We start from the raw sequence: 20903 nt of genomic DNA on the forward strand, positions 1-20903 counted from the left end.
TCCCGGCCTGACCGGCTCCGGCGTCCCGGGGATGTCGTCGGTGGCGGTGACGCCGCCACCGGATGCGCCCGGCCCGGCCGCCCATGGGCGCCGGCGTCCGGTGGCGCCGCGCTCGGCGGCCGGGCTTGCCCGCCATAGGAGAGACCAGGTCACCGCCCACACCCACACGCGAGGGCCCTCACCCCGGAAAACCCGGGGTGAGGGCCCTCGGCCGTGATCGCCCGGCGGCTCCCGGTGCCGGTTCCGTCGCCCGCGCCGCGGCATCGACCTGGCCTCGGCGAGGTCGCCGTCTGCGCACGCACGCTCCTCGGGTCTCAAGCCCGGCCGTCGTGGCGGGCGGAGGGGGATGAGACAGACCCGACGGTGACAGCGGTGCGTTACGCGCACTAGGGCATGAATAGCCCTATATGTGAATTACTACTTACGAATATTTACAACTCAGGAATACGGGCAGAAATCACCATGGTGCCGTAGAGCGGAGTGCTGGTGAAGGGCCATGGTGAGCAGCGGTTATCGGGCGATCCCGCGCGCGGCCGGCCTCGTGGTCGAGGCATGGGGGGACAGCCGGGAGGAGTGCCTCGCCGAGGCGGTGCGGGCGGTGGTGGACAGCTTCGCCGAGATCGGCGATGCCGTACCGGACGGCAGCGTCGAGTTCGCCCTGGCCGTGCGGGACGACGACGCGCTGCTCCTCACCGTGCTCGACGAGGTCATCGACCAGATCCAGGTGGAGGAGCGCGTGCCGGTCGACGTGTCGATCGACGAGGGGACGGGCATCGCCATGGGGGAGTTCGAGATCCGGCTCGCCACCGTCCCGCTGGAGGCGGTGCGCGAGGTGGGCGCGCTCCCCGAGGCGGTCCAGCCCGCCGGGTCGTGGTTCCGCCGGGAGTCGGGGGTGTGGCGGGCGCACGCCCTGATCGAGGTTTAGTGTTGGATTTCCGTAAATCGGCCTTTGGGTATGCCCGGCGGGTGGGCTGCCGCGGTCTTTCGTCGCGGTGCCGGGAGATTTCCGGCTGAATCACCGCAATTCTCTTGACGCGCGGCCGCGTCGCGGGGAGCATCGCGCGGAACGCAGCCGAGCGCACGAGGAGCCCGCCATGGCGGTCACGCTGTTTCACCGGGGCCCGTCCCTTGCGGCCCTGCACGACGAGTACGCCGCCCGCGGGCGGATCGACCACGAGGCTCCCGTGCGCTCCTCGTCCGGCACCGTGGTGGCGGCACCGGCGGAGCGGGTCTGGGCGATCATGGCCGATGTCGCCTCCTGGCCGTCGTGGGCGTCGAACCTGCAGGTTCTCGAGCTCGGCGAGGTACGGCCGGGGGAGACGTTCCGGTGGCGGCTCGGCCCGGTCACCATCCGCTCCCGGTTCGCCCGGGTCGATCCCGGGCGGGAGCTCACCTGGACCGGGACCTTCTTCTGGTACCGGGCGGTGGACCGGCACGTGCTCGAGCCGCCCGGCGACGGCACGACCCGGGTAACGATCGAGGAGTCGCTCGCCATGCCCCTGCTGCCCCTCCTGTACGGCGAGGCCCGGCTCCGCGCCAACCACGAACGGTGGCTCGCCGAGCTGAAGGCCGTGGCGGAGGCCTGAGCCGGCCGGGCCGTACCGGCGCATGAAGCGCGGCCGGGCGGGAAGCGGGTACGCCGTAGCGGTGGGCGCGACCCCGCGGGGTTGACCCTGACACAGTGTGAGGCCCTAGACCGGACGGCGTCATGTTCAACATCGGAGAATTCGCCCGCCTTGGCCGGGTGTCCGTGCGGATGCTGCGGCACTACGACGCGCTCGGCCTGCTCCGGCCCGCCCGGGTCGACCCCGTCACCGGGTACCGCTACTACGAGGCCCGGCAGCTCTCCCGGCTCAACCGGCTGCTCGCCCTCAAGGACCTCGGCCTCGCTGGACGGCGCGGCACCGCTGACGAGCGCGGCCGGCCCGGCACAACCGCCCATCCCGATGCCGGTGACCACCCGATAAGGGGGACGCTGACCTCCGGCGTGCCGGGTGTTTCCGGCTGTCGCTCAGGGTGGATTTCGCGGACCAGGCCTCGCCATGCGGTCGCGAACGGCATCCCCTCTGGGCGGCGATGTGCGGGCCGATCACGGTGTCCGCGCTGACCAGAAAAGAATGAATTTCACAGGTCGAGGCTGTGAGCACGGTGATGCGGCACGACCGATCGATATCTGCCCGGGCGATCCCGGACCTTCCACCGAACGTGTGCTCGTCTACGCGCGATCGGTAAAGGGCAGAACTGATTTCGGAGACCGTACTCCGGTTCAGCCTGATCGGCATCGAGTGAATGCCTAGACGACGGCTCGGCCGCGCGGGCCACGGATCGTGCATCCGATCGGCCGGCGCGGCCACGCCGGAGAGTCATGCCGTGGCCTGATCAGCGCCATCCCATGCGGATCTTCAGCGTTCACTCCGCTGTGCATCCGGCATAAGCGGAGCGGGCCAACTGTGCGCATCGCACCGTGACGGGGGACTTGTCCGGTTTCTACCCTCTGTGGCCATCAGCACGTCCGGCCTGGTCACAGGCACTCCGGCCCCCCACGGAGGATTCCATGGCATCAGCTCTCGGCAACGACGACTACGCGATATCCCGTGTGCCGCTGCAGGCCCGCTACTCGTGGTGGTCCGTGGCCGTCCAGCGGTTCGGCCAGCTCTCCGCGCTCAGCCAGTTCCTGCTCGGCGCCACCCTCGGCTTCGGCATGACCTTCTGGGAGTCCTTCTGGGCGATCACCTTCGGCGCGGTCATCCTCGAAGTCGTGGCGATCGCGCTGGGCGTGATCGGCATGCGGGAGGGCATGTCGACCTCCATGCTCGCCCGGTGGTGCGGGTTCGGCCAGGCCGGCTCCGCGCTGATCGGGCTGGCGATCGGGATCAGCCTCGTCGGCTGGTTCGGCATCCAGTCCGGGGTGTCGGCGGAGGGCCTGTACCAGCTGCTCCCCGTGATGCCCGTGTGGGCGTGGTCGCTGGTGTTCGGCCTCGCGGTCACCGCCATCGTGGTGAAGGGCTTCCACTCGATGGCGTGGACCGCCTACCTGACCGTTCCCGCGTTCATGCTGCTGGTCGCCTGGTCGATCGGCAGCGAGCTGGCGAACCACTCGCTGGCGGATCTCGTCGCGTCCGCGCCCGCCGGGCCGCGGCTGTCCCTGCTCGAGGGCACCACCCTGGTCGCGGGCGGGTTCATCGTGGGCGCGGTGATCACCCCGGACATGACCCGGTACAACCGGTCGGTGGGTGACGTCATCAAGCAGACCCTGGTGGGGATCACGCTCGGGGAGTACGTGATCGGCCTGGCCGGTGTGCTGCTCGCCCACGCGGTGAAGTCGGCGAACATCGTCACCATCGTCACCTCGACGGTCGGCTTGATCGGTGTCCTCGTCATCGTCACCGGCACGCTGAAGATCAACGACTGGAACCTGTACTCCTCCGGCCTCGGCGTGGTGAACTTCATCGGCACCGTCTTCGGCCGGCAGGCGAACCGCGCGGTGGTCACCCTATGCGTCGGGGTGGTGGGCAGCGTGCTGGCCGCCGCGGGGATCCTGGAGCGGTTCACCGACTTCCTCACCCTGCTCGGGGTCACCTTCCCGCCGATCGCCGGGATCATGATCGCCGAGTACTTCGTGGTGCGGACCTGGCGCCGGCAGCTCACCGCCACGAACAAGGCCGGCACCATGCCGGCCGAGGCCCCGCGCTGGGTCCCGGCGACCCTGGTGATCTGGCTGATCGCCAGCGCGATCGGCAAGTTCGTGACCTGGGGTCTGCCCAGCATCAACTCCCTGGTGGCCGCCTTCGCGCTCTACGTGATCGCCGGCTGGCTCGGCCTGATCCGCGGGTACGGCACCGCGCACACCGAGTCCGTGGAATCCGGCGCGGCCCAGACCTCGGCGCCGTCGGCCTCCTGAACCGTCGGCCTCCTGAAAGGACTGACATGCGCATCGGAATCGACGTCGGCGGAACCAACACCGACGCCGTGCTCATGGACGGGCAGCGGGTCCTGGCCGCGGTGAAGACCGCGACCACCCGCGACGTGACCAGCGGGATCAACACCGCCCTCGCCGAGCTGAAGCGGCAACGGGCCTTCGACCCGGTGGCGATCCAGGCGGTGATGATCGGGACCACCCACTTCATCAACGCGCTGGTCGAGGCCGAGCGGCTCGCCCCGACCGCGGCGATCCGGCTCGGCCTGCCGGCCACGGCCTCGCTGCCCCCCATGGTGGACTGGCCGGAGCGCCTGGTGCGCGCCATCTCCGGCCGGTACTACCTCTGCCATGGCGGCCACGAGTTCGACGGCCGGCACATCTCCGAGCTCCGCGAGGACGAGATCCGCCGGGTGGCGGAGGACCTGCGGCGGCACGGCATCCGCAGTTTGGCGATCTCCAGCGTGTTCTCCCCGGTGAACGCCGAGTTCGAGCAGCGGGCGGCGGAGATCCTCAGCGAGGAGCTCCCGGACGTCGCGATCTCGCTGTCGTCCGAGATCGGCCGCATGGGCCTGCTGGAGCGGGAGAACGCGACCATCATCAACGCCTCGCTCCGCGAGCTCGCCTCGCAGATCGTCGACGGGCTGGCCGGCTCCCTGGAGAAGGCGGGCATCACCGCGCCGCTCTACCTCAGCCAGAACGACGGCACGCTCATGGACGTCGAGTTCGCCCGCCGCTACCCGGTCGCCACCTTCGCCTCCGGCCCGACCAACTCGATGCGCGGGGCCGCGTTCCTCTCCGGGGTGGAGACCTGCGCGGTGGTGGACGTGGGCGGCACCACCAGCGACATCGGGGTGCTCCGGCACGGCTTCCCCCGGGAGGCCACCACCGAGGTGAGCGTGGCCGGGATCCGCACCAACTTCCGGATGCCCGACGTGCTGAGCCTTGGCATCGGCGGTGGCAGCCGGGTCCGCTCCGGCGACGACGGGGTGACCGTGGGCCCGGACTCGGTCGGGTACCGCCTCACCGAGGAGGCGCTGGTCTTCGGCGGGTCCACGCTCACCGCCACCGACGTGGCCGTGGCGGCCGGCCGGGCCGAGATCGGCGACCCGTCCCTGGTCCGCGGGCTCGACAGGTCCCTGGTGGAGGCGGCGCTCCGCCGGATCGCCAAGGACGTCGAGGACGCGATCGAGCGCATCCGCACCTCGCCCGAGCCGCTCCCGGTGATCGCGGTCGGCGGCGGGTCGATCGTGCTGCCGGACGAGATCGGCGACTCCGGGCCGATCCACCGGCCCGATCACTTCGCCGTGGCCAACGCCATCGGCGCGGCCATCGCCCAGATCGGCGGCGAGGTCGACCGGATCTACCCGGTGGAGCCGGGGCGGCGGCAGGCCGTGCTCGACGAGGCCAAGCAGGAGGCGGTGGACCGGGCGATCGCCTCCGGGGCCCGGCCGGGCAGCGTCCGGATCGTCGAGGTCGACGAGGTCCCGCTCGCCTACCTGCCGGGCAACGCGACCCGGATCCGCGTCAAGGCGGTCGGCGAGCTGCAGCTGGAGGCGGCCGATGCCTGAGCGGCTCATCACCGAGGCGGACCTCGACGACATCGCGGTCGGCGCGGCGATCCTCGGCACCGGCGGCGGGGGAGACCCGCACATCGGCCGGCTCCTCGCCCACGCCGCGGTCCGCGCGCACGGCCCGGTCCGGCTGGTCGGCCTCGACACCGTGCCCGATGACGCGGTCACCATGGTGGTCGCGATGATGGGCGCCCCCACGGTGATGCTGGAGAAGGTGCCCTCGGCCGAGCAGGCGTCCCGGGCCGTGGAGGCGCTCGCCGCCTACCTCGGCCGCACCCCCACCCACCTGGCGTGCGCGGAGGCCGGCGGGGTGAACGCGCTCGTCCCGGTGGTCGCCGCGGCCCAGCTCGGGCTGCCGCTGATCGACGCCGACGGCATGGGCCGCGCCTTCCCCGAGCTGCAGATGGTGATGCCCACCCTGTACGGCATCGGCGCCACCCCGATGTCGATCGCCGACGAGAAGGGCAACAGCGGGGTCTTCGCCACCATCGACAACCACTGGGCGGAGCGGCTCGCCCGCTCGGCCACGATCGACATGGGCTGCTCCGCGATGATCAGCCTGTTCCCGATGAACGGCGAGCAGGCGCGCAAGGCCCTGGTCCCCGGCACCCTCTCCCTCTGCGCCGAGCTGGGCCGGCTGGTCCGCGAGGAGCGGGCCGCGCACCGGGACCCGGTCGCGGCCGTCACCGAGCGGCTCGGCGGGGTGGAGCTGTTCCACGGCAAGGTGGTGGACGTCAGCCGCCGGACCGAGGGCGGGTTCGCCCGCGGCGAGGCCGTCCTCGACGGGCTGGGCGGCTGCACCGGGGAGCGGATGGAGCTGCGGTTCCAGAACGAGAACCTGGTCGCGGAGCGCGACGGCACCGTGGTGGCGTCCGTGCCCGACCTGATCTGCGTGCTCGACGCCGAGGCCGGCACCGCGATCACCACCGAAACCCTCCGGTACGGCCAGCGGGTGCGGGTGATCGCCGCGCCGTGCGACCCGCGCTGGCACACCCCGGAGGGGATCGAGCTGGTCGGCCCACGGTACTTCGGTTACGACCACGACCCGGTCCGGGTCGGAATGGGAGTGGGGGCATGAGCTACACGCTCGAGCGGGAGGACCTCGCCGACCTCGCCCGCGGCGCCGCGCTGCTCGGCACCGGGGGCGGCGGCGACCCGTACATCGGCCGGCTCCTCGTCGAGCAGGCGCTCCGCGAGGGAGACGGGAAGATCACCGTGCTCGACCCGTCCGATCTGCGGGACGACGACCTGGTCATCCCGACCGCGCAGATGGGCGCCCCTACCGTGGTGGTGGAGAAGATCCCCCACGGTGACGAGCCGGTCGCCGCGCTCCGGGCGCTGGAGGAGCGGCTGGGCCGCCGGGCCGACGCGACCATGCCGATCGAGTGCGGCGGGATCAACTCGATGATTCCGCTGCTCGTCGCGGCGCGGACCGGGCTGCCGGTGGTGGACGCGGACGGCATGGGCCGCGCCTTCCCCGAGCTGCAGATGGAGACCTTCTCCGTGTACGGCGTGCCGGGGTCGCCGCTCGCGATCGGCGGGGAGAACGGCGAGACCGTGATCATCGACACGGGGGCGGACAACAAGCGCATGGAGTGGCTCGCCCGCGGGGTCACCATCCGGCTCGGCGGGGTCGCGCACATCGCCGAGTACGCGATGAGCGGTGCGGAGGTCCGGCGGACCGCGGTGCCGAACACCCTCACCCTGGGCCTGCGGATCGGCCGGGCGCTGCGCACCGCCCGCGAGCGGCACGGCGACTTCATCGAGGCGCTCGCCGGCGCCCTCGAGGGCAGCGGCTACGACAACATCCGGGTGCTGTTCCGCGGCAAGGTGGTGGACGTCGAGCGGAGGACCGTGGGCGGGTTCGCCCGCGGGCACGCCACGTTCGCCGCGTTCGACGGGCCGGAGCGGCTCGAGCTGACCTTCCAGAACGAGAACCTGGTCGCCCGGGTGGACGGCGAGGTCCGCTGCGTGGTCCCCGACCTGATCTGCGTCCTGGAGGCCGAGACCGGGGAGCCGATCACCACCGAAGGGCTGCGCTACGGCCAGCGGGCCGTGGTCGTGGGGATCAGCACCCCCGAGCTGATGCGCACCCCGGAGGCGCTCGCCGTGTTCGGGCCGCGCGCATTCGGTCTCGACGTGGAGTTCGAGCCGGTGGAGCGGCTTGTGTCACCCTGAACGCATGCCGTACCACCTGGGGGAACGGGACGTCGACCACCTGGCGCGGGGCGTCACCCTGCTCGGCTCGGGCGGCGGCGGGCAGACCGACACGGCGGGCCGCCTGCTCCGGCGGACCCTCGCCGGTGACCGGGTCGCGCTGCTGCGCCGGGACGAGCTGCCCGGCGGCGACATCGTCCCGGTCGGGATCGTCGGCGCGGTCTCCGCGTTCACCGAGCGGCTCCCCGCGGGCGGGGAGTGGGGGCCGGTGGTCGCGGCGGTAACCGAGCGCACCGGGGTCCGCCCGGCCGGGCTGATGTCGATCGAGGCGGGCGGGGTCAACGGCATCCTCGTGTTCGTCGCCGCCCGGGAGCTCGGCCTCCCGGTGATCGACGCCGACCTGATGGGCCGGGCCCTGCCCCGCCTCGACCAGACGTCCACGGCCGCGGCGGGGGAGCCGCTCACCCCGCTCGCCATCGGCGACGCCACCGGCCGGCTGCTCATCCTCGACGGCCTGTCACCCACGGCCGCGGAGCGGATCGTCCGCTCCGCGCTGAGCGAGTTCGGCGGGTGGGCGGCGGTGGCGCTGCGCCCGCTCCCGGCCGGCCGGCTCGACCGGGTGGCGATCCCCGGGTCGTTCGCCCGCGCCCTCCGGCTCGGCGCCTGCCACGCGGCGTGGCACCGGGCCGCGGACCCGTACGCGATGGCCGCCGCGCTGGGCGCGCGGGTGCTGGTCCTCGGCCGGGTGGTCGAGGTGGTCCGGCACCGCGCCGGGACCGGGTTCGGTCGCGGTTCGGTGATCATCCGGGCGACCGGCGGGCGCACGCTCGTCCGCCTGGAGATGGAGAACGAGTACCTGCTCGCCCTCGCCGACGGGCGGCCGGTCGCCTCCACCCCGGACATCCTGTGCGTGCTCGACCGGGCCACCGGGGTGGCGATCTCCTGTGACTCGGTGCGCGGCGGGGCCGAGGTGGTGGTGCTCCACCTGCCCGGCCCCGCGTTCTGGTGGCGGCCGGAGGCCGTGGGGGCGGTGGCGCCGCGCGCGTTCGGGCTCGACATCGACCCGGTCGGGCCGGAGGACCGGCGATGAGGCGCGGCGCGCCCACCCTCCGGGAGCTGCTCGGCCACCCCCGGCTCGCCGCGGCCGTCCCGCTCGCCGGGGAGGACGACCTGGACCGGCCGGTCACCGGGGTCACGTTGATCGACCCCGCGGACACCTCCCCGGTGCAGGCCGGGGACATCGCGCTCTGCCCCGCCGTACCGCCCGGGTTCCTCAGCGGCTGGCGGCTCGACGCCACCCTCCGCCGCCTCCACGACCAGCGGGCGGCCGCGCTCGCCGTGCCCGTGGGGGAGAACGGCGCCCTGCTCGACTCCACCCGGCAGCTCGCCCGGCACCTCCACCTGCCGGTCCTCGGCCTCCGTACGGCGCCGCTGCGCTGGGCGGGCGAGGCGATCGCCCTGGTGCACGCGCCCGAGGTGGACGCGGCCGAGGTGCTGCGCCGGGCGCACCGGGCGCTCACCCGGGAGCCGATGAGCCCGCAGGAGGTCGCCCGCGCGCTGAGCGGGATCCTCGACCGGCCGGTGGGGGTGTTCTCCCCGGACGGCACCCCGACCGGGGTCACCCCGGAGCCGTCGCCCCGGTTCAACCCGCGGGCCACGGTCGCGCAGATCGTCACCGAGCACGGCCGGACCACGGTCGCCGTCCCGGTGCCCGGGACCACGGTCGGCGCCGTGGACCTGTGGCTGGCCGCCGCCCTCGGCCAGGCCCCCGCCTACTGGGCGGCCGCCGTCCGGGACGTGCTGCAGGCCGGCGCCCTGGCCGTCCAGCGCTGGCAGGCGGTCCGCCGGGTGGTGCTGGAACGGGACGCCCGGTTGCGCGCCGGGCTCTTCAGCGACCTGCTCGAGGGCCGGCTCGGGACCGGCGACGTGCCGCGGGAGCGCGCCAGCGAGATCGGCTGGCGGCTGGACGGCTGGCACGTGGCGTTCCACATCGCCGCCCTGGGGCAGGTCGACCTGCTCCGGCACACGGACGCGGTGAGCGCCGCCATCGCCGCCGAGGGGATCGACGCGGCCGTGGTGGAGCGCGGTGACGGCTGGTCCGGGTGGACCACCACCCGGGACGAGCCGGACCAGGACGCCGACCGGGAGCTGCTCGCCGCGCTCCGGCGCGTCCGGCGCCGGCTCGCCACCCGGTTCGACTGCGCGATCGGCGTCGGCCGCGCGTACCTCGGCCCGGCCGGGCTCACCCGGAGCCTCGCCGAGGCGTGGGACGCGGCCCGGCTCGCCCGGGGCCGGCCCCAGGCCGGGCGGCTGGCGCACATCGACCGGCTCGGGCTGGCCCAGCTGCTGGTGGCGTGGGCGAGCACCGAGACGTTCGCGCCGACCGCGGCCCGGCTGCTCAAACCCCTGGAGTCGCAGCCGGGCGACCTGATCGCCACGCTCACCGCCTACCTCGACGCCGGGGGATCGGTGGCCGAGACCGCGGCGGTCCTCGGCGTGCACCGCAACACGGTCACCGCCCGGCTGCGCCGGATCGAGGAGCTGCTCACCGTGGACCTGGCCAACCCGGACGACCGGCTCGCCCTGCACCTGGCCTGCCGGGTCACCCAGGGCCGGCAGTCCGGCGGGTGAGGCGGCCGGGCGGTTCTCCCGTACGGCACCGCGGGCGGTGGGGTGGCGCTCCGCCGGGATGCCGCCGCGACGGGAGCCACCCGGCGTCCGGCCTCGGCGGGCCGGGACCGGTCGCCGCCGGGGCGCGTGCGCGGGTGATGCCGCGGGCCCGTCCCGGCGGACGTCATATCGGCGCCGCGGGCCCGGCGTCACGGGTCCGGCCGGGCACGCCGGGCGGCATCGCGGAAGTGCCGGAGGCGGCGGGTACACCGCGGGAGCGTAAGGAGAAGGGCGAGGTTTCCTCGATCGTCCGTGCACGCCCGGGTGGTGGACGGTAGCGCTCCGTAACGTGGAGCCATGACCCGGACCCCCTATGTGGCGCGCCACCGGTCGCGCCTCGGCTACCGGCTGGCCTACGCGCTGCGCCACCCCGGCAAGGTCTGGCCGTACCTGAGACGGCTGACCCGTGACGCGCGGCTGCGGCTCACCACGCGGGACCACATCTCCTACTACCGCGCGGTGATGCGCGCCGACATCAAGGAGATGGGACCCGACGCCGCGATCGGCAGCCACAGCCGCCGGAGCTGGCTCCGGGTCGGCAAGATGCAGTTCGACTACCTCATCGCCCACGGGCTCTCCCCGCAGGACCGGGTGCTCGACATCGGCTGCGGCAACCTGCGGCTCGGCTGGCGGCTCATCCACTACCTGGAGCCCGGGCACTACTACGGGATCGACATCTCCCCGGAGATCCTGCTCGCCGCCGCCGACACCGTCGCCTGGTACGGCCTGCAGGCCAAGCTGCCCTACCTGGCCCTGGTGGACGACCTCACCTTCGCCGCGCTGCCGGACGCGTACTTCACCGTGGTGCACGCGCACAGCGTGTTCTCGCACAGCCCCATCGAGGTGATCGACGAGTGCCTGCGCCACGTGGGCCGGATCCTCCACCCCGATGGCTTCTTCGACTTCACCTTCGACCGCACGGAGAAGGAAGAGCACCACGTGCTGCGGGAGGACTTCTACTACCGCACCGAGACCCTGGTGGAGCTCGCCGCGCGGTACGGGCTGCGAGCCGAGTTCATGGCGGACTGGGAGCGGTACCGGCACAAGCAGTCCCGGATCCGCGTCCGGCACGCGCGCCGCCGGGCCGTCGGCCGTGGCGAGGGCGGCAGACGCCCCGGCGGGCGGGCGGTGAGGTCACCGGTGAGCCGGCCGGCGGTCACCGGGCGGGCGCGGGAGGCCGCCGTGGGCGGGCGCGGGAGGCCGCCGTCCCGCAGCCGGTCGGCCGCTCTCCCGGGCATCCCGCGCAGGCGGGTGATCAGACCCGCCGGAAGAGGGCGGCGAGGGCCTGGCCGCCGCCGATGCACATGGTGACCACGCCGAGCTCCTTGTCGTGGCGGACCAGGTGCTTGGCGACCCGGAGGGTGAGGATCGCCCCGGTCGCCCCGACCGGGTGGCCGAGGGCGATCGCCCCGCCGTACGGGTTGGTCTTCTCCGGGTCGAGCCCGGCGTCGCGGATCACCGCGACCGCCTGGGCGGCGAACGCCTCGTTCACCTCGAAGACGTCGATGTCCTTGGGGCCGGTGCCGGTCCGCTCGAACAGCTTGCGGAGGGCGAGCACGGGGGCGTAGCCCATCAGCTCGGGCTCCATCGCGGCGGTGACCACGGCCTCGAGGCTCACCAGCGCGCGCAGCCCGCGCTCGGCGGCGACCGACTCCCGGGTGAGCACCAGCGCGGCCGCGCCGTCGTTGATGCCCGAGGCGTTGCCCGCGGTGACCGTGCCGTTCTCCTCGAAGACCGGCTTCAGCCGGGCGAGGGCCTCCAGGGTGGTGTCCGGCCGCGGGTGCTCGTCCGCCTCGACCGTGTACGGCTTGCGGCCCTTCACCTCGACCGGGGTGATCTCCTCGGCGAACGCGGCCTTCGCCTCCGGGCTTGCCGCGCGGCGCTGGGAGCGGAGCGCGAACTCGTCCTGCTCCTGCCGGGACACCCCGTACTTGCGGGCGACGGCCTCGGCGGTGCGGCCCATGTGGATGTTGTGGAACGGGTCGGTGAGCATCATCACCGTGCCGTCGTAGAGGGTGCGGTCGCCGAGCTTGTAGCCGGAGCGGGCGCCGAAGTCGTAGAACGGCATCCGGCTCATCGACTCGTCGCCGCCGGCCACCGCGAAGTCGATGTCACCCCAGCGGAGCTGCATGGCCGCCGACCACACCGCCTGCAGGCCGCTGCCGCAGAGCCGGTTGACCGTGTACGCGGGGGTGCCGACCGGCAGGCCGGCCGCGACCGCCACCCGCCGGGCGTTGTAGGCGTCCGGGCCCACCTGGCCGATGCAGCCCATCACCACCTCGCCGACGTCCGAGCCGTCCACGCCGGCGCGGCGCAGCGCCTCCCGCACCGCGATGGCGCCGAGCTCGTGCGCAGGCACGTCCTTCAGCGCTCCACCGAAGCTGCCGACCGGAGTCCGCGCCCCGTCGATCACCAGGATCTTCTCGCCAGATTCCATCGCCGAACCCCTCATCTCCTTCAGCCCGCGAGGTGGCCGTGCCGTACGGCCGGCCCGGGTGGGCCGTGCGCCCGACCGACGTGAACCATGGGGAATTACTTTGACATCCTATTAATTAGTAGGACGTCAAAGTAAAGAGCGCCAGGGCCATGCCGGCGCCGGCCTCCCAGCCGCGGTGCCGATAACAAGGTGCACCCCGGCAGTATCCGCCGCCGGTCCCCGCCGGGATCGACCGGGGTTCGGTTTCGCGCGCGCTCGTGTTCCCCTGCCCGGTGGCCACTCCGCGGGCGGCCATCCGGTTTCCCATGGCGGTTCTCTTCAGGGCTCGATCGTCCGGTCCGGTGCGGCGAGTCTTCGCGACCGGGGATCCGGTACGCATGCCCGGTGATCCGGGTTTCGCACTCGGCACGGTTCCGGTGCCCCGGCGCTCCGGACTCGTGGCCGCCGACGATGCGCTGGGCCCGGTCCGGGTGCCGGGCGGCGACGTGCGCCCACGCCTTGATCAGCATGTCGTGGTCCTTGGCGTAGGAGACGGCCGCCGTCGCCGGCCGGGCACGAGCGCGGGCCGGCGTCGTGCCCGGCGCCTCGGCCGGGCGTCCGGGCACAACGCTCCCGGCGGGCGCGGCTCTCGCCGATCGCTCTTCCGGATGGATCGGCCGTGGCGGCGGAACGCCGCCGGAGGCCCGAGCGGGGTGGGCGTCGGGCCCCGGGGGATCAGCGCGCCGCGGGGGAGGCGCTCACGCGGTCCCGGCCTGCACCGCGGGCGCCGGGCCGATCACGGCGGCGAGCTTGGCCAGCACCTCGGGGTTGGCCCGGTAATACACCCAGGTGCCCCGGCGATCGCCCTCGATGAGCCCGGCCTGCCGGAGCACCTTCAGGTGGTGGCTGATCGTCGGCGGGGTGACGTCGAAGGCGACGGTCAGGTCGCACACGCACACCTCCCCGCCCTCGTGGCTGGCGATCAGCGACAGCAGGCGGAGCCGTACCGGGTCCGCGAGCGCCTTGAAGAGCGGCGCGATCTCGGCCGCCTCGTCCTCCGAGAGCGGCTTGCAGGTCAGCGGTGCGCACCAGGTCGCCGCGCCCGCCGCTAACCGGTCCTGTATCGACATATCGCTGACTCGTCTCCCATCTCTGTCATGCTCTGCGTCGTCGTTCGACGCTCGTGTGATCGGTCGCCCGGGTGCCCCCGCCCCGGGCATGAGAGGTCCATCTCCGCGCTCCGTCCACCCGGCGCCCCGCCTGAAGGGCGGTGGAGTCCCGGTCCACGCCGCCCGCGCCACGCCGTACGGCCGCCTGGCCCGCCGAGCCGTGCCAGGCCGCGCCGGGCTCCGCTGGAGACCGCCCGCCCTCGCCGCCCGGGGAACCTGATAGGCCTCGCCTGCGATCACGCAGGGCGATCCGCCGATCACCGAACAAGATCGTGACCAGCGGGCCGGGCACCGGCATGATGCGGGCATGAGAGATCCGTGGACCCCCATGAGAAAGGGACCGGAGGTGCGGCGGTGAGCGCCTTCGTCCTCGAGAACGCCAACCTCCTCGACCTGGAGAGCGGCGAGTTCCGGCCCGCCACCAGCGTGCGCGTGGAGGGCGACCGCATCGTCGAGGTCTCCGAGCCCGGCGCCACCCTCACCGCGCCGGACGACGTGCCCCGCCTGGCCGCCGGTGGCCGCACGCTCCTGCCCGGGCTCATCGACGCCCACGTCCACGCCGCCATCACCACGATGGACTTCGCGGCCTTGGGCCGCCGGGCGTACACCCGCATCGGCATCGAGGCCAAGGCGATCCTCGAGCGCATGCTGCGGCGGGGCTTCACCACCGTGCGCGACGCGGGCGGCCTCGACGCCGGGCTCAAGGAGGCGCTCCAGCTCGGCCTCATCAGCGGCCCCCGGGTGTTCCGCTCGGGCCGGGTGCTCTCCCAGACCGGCGGGCATGGCGACACCATCCCCCCGAACCCGGCGGCCGAGCCGCACCTGTGCGCCTGCTCGATCCACTCCACCGGCTTCGCCCACATCGCCGACGGGCCCGACGCCGTACGGCGGGCCGTCCGGGAGGAGCTGAAGGGCGGCGCCGACCAGATCAAGGTGATGGCCGGCGGCGGGGTGGCCAGCCCCAGCGACCCGATCGACATGGTGCAGTACAGCGAGGAGGAGATCCGGGTCGCGGTGGAGGAGGCCGCCCGCCGGCGCACCTACGCCTTCGCCCACGCCTACGTCCCCGACGCCATCGTCCAGGCGGTGCGGGCCGGTGTCCGCTCGATCGAGCACGGCAACCTCATCGACGCCGAGGCCGCCCGGGTCATGGCCGAGCACGGCTGCTACCTCGTCCCCACCCTCGTCACGTACGACCAGCTCGTCGAGCTCGGGCGGCAGCTCAGCCTGCCGCCCGAGAGCATGGCCAAGCTCGACGCGGTGGTGAACGCCGGCAAGAGCGCCATCGAGACCGCGCTCGCCGCCGGGGTGCGGATCGGGTTCGGCACCGACCTGCTCGGCGAGACCCACGACGCCCAGTCGAAGGAGTTCCTGCTGCGCGCGGAGGTGCAACCGCCGCTCGACGTGCTCCGCTCCGCCACCCTCGTCAACGCCGAGCTCCTCGGCAAGACCGGCGAGCTCGGGGTGATCGCGCCCGGCGCCTACGCCGACCTGCTCCTGGTGGACGGCGATCCCCTCGCCGACATCTCCGTCCTCACCGGCCAGGGCGAGCGCCTCGACCTCATCGTCCGGGGCGGCGAGATCGTGGTGAACCGGCTGCCGGGGTGAGCGGGCAGCTCCGCGGAGCCGGATCCCCAGCGCGTGGCACGCCTCGGGCGGTCGTCCTCGCGCCGCTCGCGCTTCGCACCTCCTTCCGCATGTCACTCGGGCCGGCACCTCGTCGAGGCGATCACCGCCGGCGGGGAGAGGTCACCGCGTCCGCGGGCAGATGGCGCGACGCGGTCGCCGGGTGATCGCCGGACGGCAGCGCGTGGCGCGGCGGTCGGCGGACCGCCGCGCCACGGTGCGGTGGACGGGCTGAACCGTCAGGCCACCCGGCAGGTCACGCTCGGCCAGCTCCAGTTGCCGTTGTGCATGATCGTGAAACCGAACGTGTTCCCGCTGCCGTTGGGCCTCATGGTCATCACGTTGCCTGTGTAATCCCAGGTCGGATTGCCGTTCCAGGTGGCGATGATCTTCTGCGGCGGGGTCACGGTGACCGTGACGACCCAGTTGTCGGTGCCGGTGACCTGGACCGACAGGTTGAACCGGTCGGCCCACACCTGGCCCGGGATGATCGTGGCCTGGCAGCCACCGCCGCCACCGCCACCGCCGCCACCGGGCGGAGGCGTGGTGCCGCCACCGCCGCCGGTGCCCAGGGTGACGTTGGAGTTGCCGCTGCTCTGGTAGCCCTCGGTGGCCATGATCATGTAGTCGAAGCTGCCGAGCTGCATCCCCGCGCGGGCCCAGGCGTCGAAGTGGTTGCCGGTGGTGATGGTGCCGCTGGTCCGCTTCGACTGCCGGACGCTCCAGAACTGCTTGAAGGTCCGGGTGCCCTCGATGGAGGGGGCGTTGTACCGGGTCGTCTCGTAGATGTCGTAGGTGCCGCCGTCGGTGGTGACGGTGCCCTTGTAGGTGCCCGTCGGCCGGTAGGTGCCCCAGCTCTCGACGATGTAGTACTCGACGAGCGGGTTACGGGTCCACCCGTACAGCGCCAGGTAGGCGTTGCCGGACGGGTTGAAGCTGGCCGAGTAGGTCACCGTCCGGCGGCCGCCGGTGGCCCAGCCCTTACCCGCGACGAAGTTCCCGGTGTTCCACCACGAGGTGCTGTAGTTCCCGCCCGATCCGAGGGTCATCGAGACCGTGCCGGGGGCATCGGTCCAGAAGGAGTAGAAGTAGCCGTCGTGGTAGCCGGTCTGGTTCGAGCTGATCGTCTGGGCGTGGGCGGTGCCGACCGACATCGTCAGCCCGGTGATCACCGCCACGGCTAAGGCGCAGATCCGGCCGATGAACCTACGGCCGCGCCCGTGGCCTCTCGGGGACCTGAACATGAGCGCTGCTTCCCTCCTCGTGAGGTTGCGGAGGTGCGTTGGCGTGCGTGCCACGCGTCCGGGGCCGGCGGTCGCGTGCTCCGCGACCGGCCGGCCGAACCGCGGCACCGGATCGGTGTGGCGTCAGTGTTCGATCGGCCCCGACAGGCCGTCAACGAACGTGTCAGCTCGTGAAGATCTTCGGAACCGTCGTCCCTGGTCATCGGGGATATGTGACCGATCTCGCGTGCGGATTGCCATGAAAATTTCGGAAACATATCGAAACAGATGGGTGTGGGCGATGTCCACCCGTTGAGCGAGATCGGCGCTGAGCAGGGCGAGGCGCGCCACACCCGCTCTCGGAAGGGATCGGCCGGTCGAAACCGGTGGCGGTCCACCGCCCGGGTACGCCGAGCCGACCACCTCGGGATGAGCACTCCACCCTTGGGCAAAGCACTGTGGATCACGGGCCAGACCGGTCGGCACCCGCATCGGCCGGAGCCGATCTCTCGGCCGGCCGCCATGTCCGCCCACTACCCCTAGGGGGATGGGGAACCGGGGCGTCCGAGGTGCTGACTCAAGGTCCCTCGGTCCCGGTCAGCTGTGGAGCCAGCGGTCGTCCTGGTACTCGGGAGGGATCTCGTCCGTCCAGGGGTCGATGCCGCGTTGCTCCAGCTCCGCGAACCAGCGGTCCCGCCGGGACTCGGGCAGGCGGCTTCCGCACCACGGGCAGTAGTGGATCTCAATGAACGAGCGCCCGCCGTCGCGGACGATCAGGCCGTACTCCTGGAACCTGGCATCGAAGATCACGACGGCGTCCGGGCAGTCGAACGGGTCGTCATGCTCGGCGCAGCGCCACGCCACCCGGCGGGTCATCTCGGCACAGCAGTGCTCGCGCATGCGCACCAGGGTCTCGCAGCGCGCGCTCCGCGTGCCGCGCACAGCGCGCATCCCGGGCGCGCCGGCTCCGCGCCGCCATCCGCCCGGGCGGAGCCGCCGGGGCAGGGGAGCGAGCGCGCCGCCGATCCGGACCCGTGGCCCGCGAGGGCCGGGCCGTCCCGCCGGTCAGCCCTGCCGGGCGCGCAGGAAGGCCTCGAGGTCGGCGGCGCCAGTGAGCATGGCCCGTCCCCGGGCGGCCAGCCGCTCCCGCCAGGAGCGGATCGCCGATTCCAGCGGCTCCACGCCCCCGGCCGCCCGCACCTGGGCGATCAGCGGGGCGATCTGCGCCAGCAGGTAACCGCCCCGCCGTAGCTGGTGCACCAACCGGGCGTCCCGGACGTCGGCCGCGCCGTACACCCGGTAGCCGGTGCGCGGATCGCGGCGCGGCCGGACCAGCCCGGCCTTCTCCCATTTGCGCAGCGTGGCGGGCCGTACGCCGAGCCGCCGGGCGAGCGCGCCGATGTGCACCCCGCCCGGCTCCGGCGGCGGGGCGGGCGCGAGGTCGCGCAGCGCGGCCTCGACCGCCTCGAGCGTGCGGCGGTCCTCCAGCAGCCGCGCGTGGCTCTCGTCGATGAGCCGCAGCGCCTCGTCGACCGCGCCCCGGTTCACCGCCTGCATGATCGCCGTCGCCATGGCGTGCCCGTGCCCGGCCACCAGGGAGAGGAACGCCCGCAGCGCCGCGGCGTGCACCGGGGTGTAGACGCGGTAGCCCGCGGCGGTGCGCCCGGCGGGCGGGAGGATGCCCGCGCTCTCGTAGTTCCGCACCGCCTGCGTGGACAGGCCGTGCTCGCGCGCCAGGTCCACCGGCCTCATGGCTGCCCCGACGGTTGAAGGTTCACCGTATGAATCGCCTGGAAAGGCGCGAAAAGTTTACATTGAAGGTTCAACGATACCGTAAAAGGTATGGAAATCAGGGACGCGGCCCGGCCGCTCGACGGCGCGGCCGTATCGGCCTTCCTGCGCTCACTGCCCGCCCGGCCAGACCTGCTCGGCCTGGGCGAGGCCATGCACTTCGTGACCGAGCTGGGCGAGGCGCGTAACGCGATCTTCCGGCACCTGGTCGAGCACGAGGGCTTCCGCGCGTTCGCCATCGAGAGCGACTGCCTCAAGGCCCTCCTGGTCGACGAGTACGTCACCACCGGCGCCGGCGACCTCGACGAGGTCATGGAGCGCGGCTTCAGCCACGGCTTCGGCGCCTTCCCCGCCAACCGCGAGCTGGTGCGCTGGATGCGGGAGCACAACGAACGGCACGGCGACCGGCTCAGGTTCTTCGGGATCGACGGCCCGCTGGAGTACTGGGCGGCGAGCCCGCGGGAGGCGCTCGCCGGCCTGTACGCGCTGGTCGACGGCCCGCCGTGCTCCTGGGAGACGATCGACGAGCTGCTCGGCCCCGACGCGCGGTGGTCGGACGAGGCCACGGTGCTGGACCCCTCCCGGTCGATCGGCCAGAGCGACGACGCCCGGCGGCTGCGGCTGATCACCGACGACCTGATCACGCTGCTGGAGACCCAGGCGCCGCGGCTGAGCCCGGCCGACCGGGAGCGCGCGGAGCTGTACGCGCGGACCGCCGTCGGCCTGCTGCGCTACCACCACTGGATGGCCGACACCTCCCCGGCTCGGGTGTCCCGGCTGTCGGCGGTGCGGGACGCGCTGATGGCCGCCAATCTGCGCGCGATCGCCGCCCACGGCCCGGTCCTGGTCTTCTCCCACAACCTGCACCTGCAGCGGAGCGGGAGCACGATGACCTTCGGTGACCAGGAGCTGGCGTGGTGGAGCGCGGGCGCGCTCGTCTCCGCGCACCTGGGCGACCGGTACGCGTTCATCGCCTCGGCCCTGGGCGCGCTCGGTGACGATGGCCCCCCGCCGGGCACCCTCGAGGGCGCGCTCGCCACCCTCCCCTGGGAGCGCGCGCTCGCCGATGCCCGCGCCCTCGCCGCGGCGGTCCCGGGCGCCGCCCCGCGCACGTCACCGCACTACGCCTACTTCCCCCTCGACCCCGCCCAGATCGGCACGGCCGACGGCGTCCTCTTCCTCGGCAGGGTGCGCGTCCCGGACTGGCCGCGCGGTCCGCGCGAATGACGGCTCTTCCCGATGGTTTCCGGCTCCGCCGCCGATCGTCTCCTTCTTGGGTCAGCGGAGAAATCGAGTTGATCGACATAGGCGGCGAAGGCCACGATTCGGTGCAGGCCGTCCTGGACGCGCGTGCGGTGAGCACACGGGGATCCGCCGGTCGGGCCGGCGAGTGCCGAGCAGGAAGGCGAGCGGAAGTGGTCGACACGGCATTGGCGACCGATCCCGCGGCGATCGAACGCGCGGTGCGCGACGAACCGGTGGGCACGACGTGGCCGTGGAACAGCGGCCCGAAGGCCATCGAGGCGTTCCTGCACCGGGTGGTCGACGCGATGAACGGCATGCGGGAGCTGTGCGTCGTGGAGGCCGAGTTCGGGCATTACGGCTCCGGATACGCGTCCTTCGTCGACGTCTTCCTCACCAAGCGGGACGGGTCGCTGCGCGAGACCTTTGCGGACGGCTGGACGAGGTTCACGGGATGGACCCTGGCCCTGTGCCGGCTCGCGCCGTTCGCGGTGCTCTTCGGCAACAGCCGCGTGTGGTATGGGCCGCGCCCCGGGACCCGGTCCTCCAGCATTCCCCACCGGGACCGGTTGCCGGAGGACACCGTGCCGGCCTCGCGGACGGAGCTCTGGGAGCTCGCGGAGCTGCTCGAGGGGTACGGCTTCGCCTTCCTCGATCCGGAGATCCTCATGCTGCCCATCGATCCCACGCTCGAGATCGACACCACGCTCGGCGAACGCCCGTATCGCGTGTGGGACGCCTGGTTCCACTGGGCGGACTAGCGGCTCACCCGGGGGTCCGGGCGGCCGGGGTCAGTGGAGCAGCTTCAGCCCGACGACCCCGCTGATGATCAGTGCCAGGCAGATCAGCCGCCCGGCCGTGGCCGGCTCGCCCAACACGACCATCCCGTACACGGCGGTGCCGACCGCCCCGATGCCCACCCACACGGCGTACGCGGTGCCGACCGGGATCGAGCGCAGGGCGTAGCCGAGGCCGAGCATGCTCGCCGCGAGGGAGAGCACGAACAGCGCGGTGGGTAACGGCCGGGTCAGGCCCTTGGACTCGGCGAGCGCCACGGCCCACGCCGTTTCGAGCATGCCGGAGACGATCAGGACGACCCACGCCATGGCTCAGGGACCT

Annotated in this window: 18 protein-coding genes and 1 pseudogene; 13 read left to right on the plus strand and 6 right to left on the minus strand. The window is 73.0% G+C overall.

Annotated features, from left to right (window positions below):
• The first annotated feature begins 496 nt into the window (after positions 1 to 496).
• The 10 genes and pseudogenes from TBIS_RS02125 (at position 497) to TBIS_RS02165 (ending at position 11628) form a co-directional block, all read left to right on the plus strand.
• Positions 497 to 925 carry an archease gene (locus TBIS_RS02125; RefSeq protein WP_013130684.1) on the plus strand — a complete coding sequence of 143 codons (429 nt, stop codon included), beginning with the start codon at positions 497 to 499 and terminating at the stop codon, positions 923 to 925.
• A gap of 169 nt (positions 926 to 1094) precedes the next feature.
• Entirely contained in the window at positions 1095 to 1586 is a 492-nt protein-coding gene (locus TBIS_RS02130; RefSeq protein ID WP_013130685.1) for an SRPBCC family protein, read from the plus strand.
• A 122-nt stretch (positions 1587 to 1708) separates the two neighbouring features.
• Positions 1709 to 1886, plus strand: a pseudogene (locus TBIS_RS18455) (MerR family DNA-binding transcriptional regulator); the annotation flags it as partial.
• A gap of 668 nt (positions 1887 to 2554) precedes the next feature.
• On the plus strand, positions 2555 to 3901 hold the full coding sequence (locus tag TBIS_RS02135) for a purine-cytosine permease family protein (protein ID WP_013130687.1): 1347 nt from the start codon (positions 2555 to 2557) through the stop codon (positions 3899 to 3901).
• A 26-nt stretch (positions 3902 to 3927) separates the two neighbouring features.
• Positions 3928 to 5487, plus strand: a complete 1560-nt coding sequence (locus tag TBIS_RS02140) for a hydantoinase/oxoprolinase N-terminal domain-containing protein (RefSeq protein ID WP_013130688.1) — start codon at positions 3928 to 3930, stop codon at positions 5485 to 5487.
• Positions 5480 to 6568: a DUF917 domain-containing protein gene (locus tag TBIS_RS02145; protein WP_013130689.1), complete on the plus strand. Its 1089-nt coding sequence runs from the start codon at positions 5480 to 5482 to the stop codon at positions 6566 to 6568. The genes TBIS_RS02140 and TBIS_RS02145 overlap by 8 nt, the downstream gene beginning before the upstream one ends.
• Complete coding sequence (locus TBIS_RS02150; protein ID WP_013130690.1) at positions 6565 to 7668, plus strand: DUF917 domain-containing protein; 1104 nt, start codon at positions 6565 to 6567, stop codon at positions 7666 to 7668. Before TBIS_RS02145 ends, TBIS_RS02150 begins: the two co-directional genes overlap by 4 nt.
• 4 nt (positions 7669 to 7672) lie before the next feature.
• On the plus strand, positions 7673 to 8737 hold the full coding sequence (locus TBIS_RS02155) for a DUF917 domain-containing protein (RefSeq protein ID WP_013130691.1): 1065 nt from the start codon (positions 7673 to 7675) through the stop codon (positions 8735 to 8737).
• Positions 8734 to 10278 (plus strand): helix-turn-helix domain-containing protein, encoded by a 1545-nt coding sequence (locus tag TBIS_RS02160; protein ID WP_013130692.1) that lies wholly within the window; start codon positions 8734 to 8736, stop codon positions 10276 to 10278. Before TBIS_RS02155 ends, TBIS_RS02160 begins: the two co-directional genes overlap by 4 nt.
• Before the next feature lie 336 nt (positions 10279 to 10614).
• Complete coding sequence (locus TBIS_RS02165; protein ID WP_013130693.1) at positions 10615 to 11628, plus strand: class I SAM-dependent methyltransferase; 1014 nt, start codon at positions 10615 to 10617, stop codon at positions 11626 to 11628.
• Here the strand turns inward: TBIS_RS02165 and TBIS_RS02170 are convergent.
• Positions 11573 to 12754 (minus strand): thiolase family protein, encoded by a 1182-nt coding sequence (locus TBIS_RS02170; RefSeq protein ID WP_013130694.1) that lies wholly within the window; start codon positions 12752 to 12754, stop codon positions 11573 to 11575. The genes TBIS_RS02165 and TBIS_RS02170 overlap by 56 nt on opposite strands.
• A gap of 737 nt (positions 12755 to 13491) precedes the next feature.
• Positions 13492 to 13863 carry an ArsR/SmtB family transcription factor gene (locus TBIS_RS02175; RefSeq protein ID WP_013130696.1) on the minus strand — a complete coding sequence of 124 codons (372 nt, stop codon included), beginning with the start codon at positions 13861 to 13863 and terminating at the stop codon, positions 13492 to 13494.
• A 393-nt stretch (positions 13864 to 14256) separates the two neighbouring features.
• Here TBIS_RS02175 and TBIS_RS02180 point away from each other — a divergent pair, with 393 nt between their 5' ends.
• Entirely contained in the window at positions 14257 to 15510 is a 1254-nt protein-coding gene (locus TBIS_RS02180; protein ID WP_013130697.1) for a metal-dependent hydrolase family protein, read from the plus strand.
• A gap of 257 nt (positions 15511 to 15767) precedes the next feature.
• On the opposite strand, the gene TBIS_RS02185 is transcribed toward TBIS_RS02180, so the two are convergent.
• The 3 genes from TBIS_RS02185 to TBIS_RS02195 form a co-directional block, all read right to left on the minus strand.
• Positions 15768 to 16772: a glycoside hydrolase family 11 protein gene (locus tag TBIS_RS02185; RefSeq protein ID WP_013130698.1), complete on the minus strand. Its 1005-nt coding sequence runs from the start codon at positions 16770 to 16772 to the stop codon at positions 15768 to 15770.
• A 576-nt stretch (positions 16773 to 17348) separates the two neighbouring features.
• On the minus strand, positions 17349 to 17693 hold the full coding sequence (locus TBIS_RS02190; RefSeq protein WP_206207067.1) for a DUF6980 family protein: 345 nt from the start codon (positions 17691 to 17693) through the stop codon (positions 17349 to 17351).
• Between the two features lie 123 nt (positions 17694 to 17816).
• Positions 17817 to 18503, minus strand: a complete 687-nt coding sequence (locus TBIS_RS02195) for a TioE family transcriptional regulator (protein WP_013130700.1) — start codon at positions 18501 to 18503, stop codon at positions 17817 to 17819.
• 90 nt (positions 18504 to 18593) lie between these two features.
• On the opposite strand from TBIS_RS02195, the gene TBIS_RS02200 reads away from it, so the two are divergent.
• On the plus strand, positions 18594 to 19769 hold the full coding sequence (locus tag TBIS_RS02200; RefSeq protein WP_013130701.1) for an erythromycin esterase family protein: 1176 nt from the start codon (positions 18594 to 18596) through the stop codon (positions 19767 to 19769).
• 188 nt (positions 19770 to 19957) lie between these two features.
• Entirely contained in the window at positions 19958 to 20545 is a 588-nt protein-coding gene (locus tag TBIS_RS02205) for a hypothetical protein (protein ID WP_013130702.1), read from the plus strand.
• 30 nt (positions 20546 to 20575) lie between these two features.
• Here TBIS_RS02205 and TBIS_RS02210 read toward each other — a convergent pair whose 3' ends face one another.
• A complete protein-coding gene (locus tag TBIS_RS02210; protein ID WP_013130703.1) occupies positions 20576 to 20890 on the minus strand; it encodes a DMT family transporter in 315 nt (104 codons plus the stop codon).
• Positions 20891 to 20903 lie beyond the last annotated feature (13 nt).

It is taken from the genome of Thermobispora bispora DSM 43833 (assembly GCF_000092645.1).
GTDB classification, from domain to species: Bacteria; Actinomycetota; Actinomycetes; order Streptosporangiales; family Streptosporangiaceae; genus Thermobispora; species Thermobispora bispora.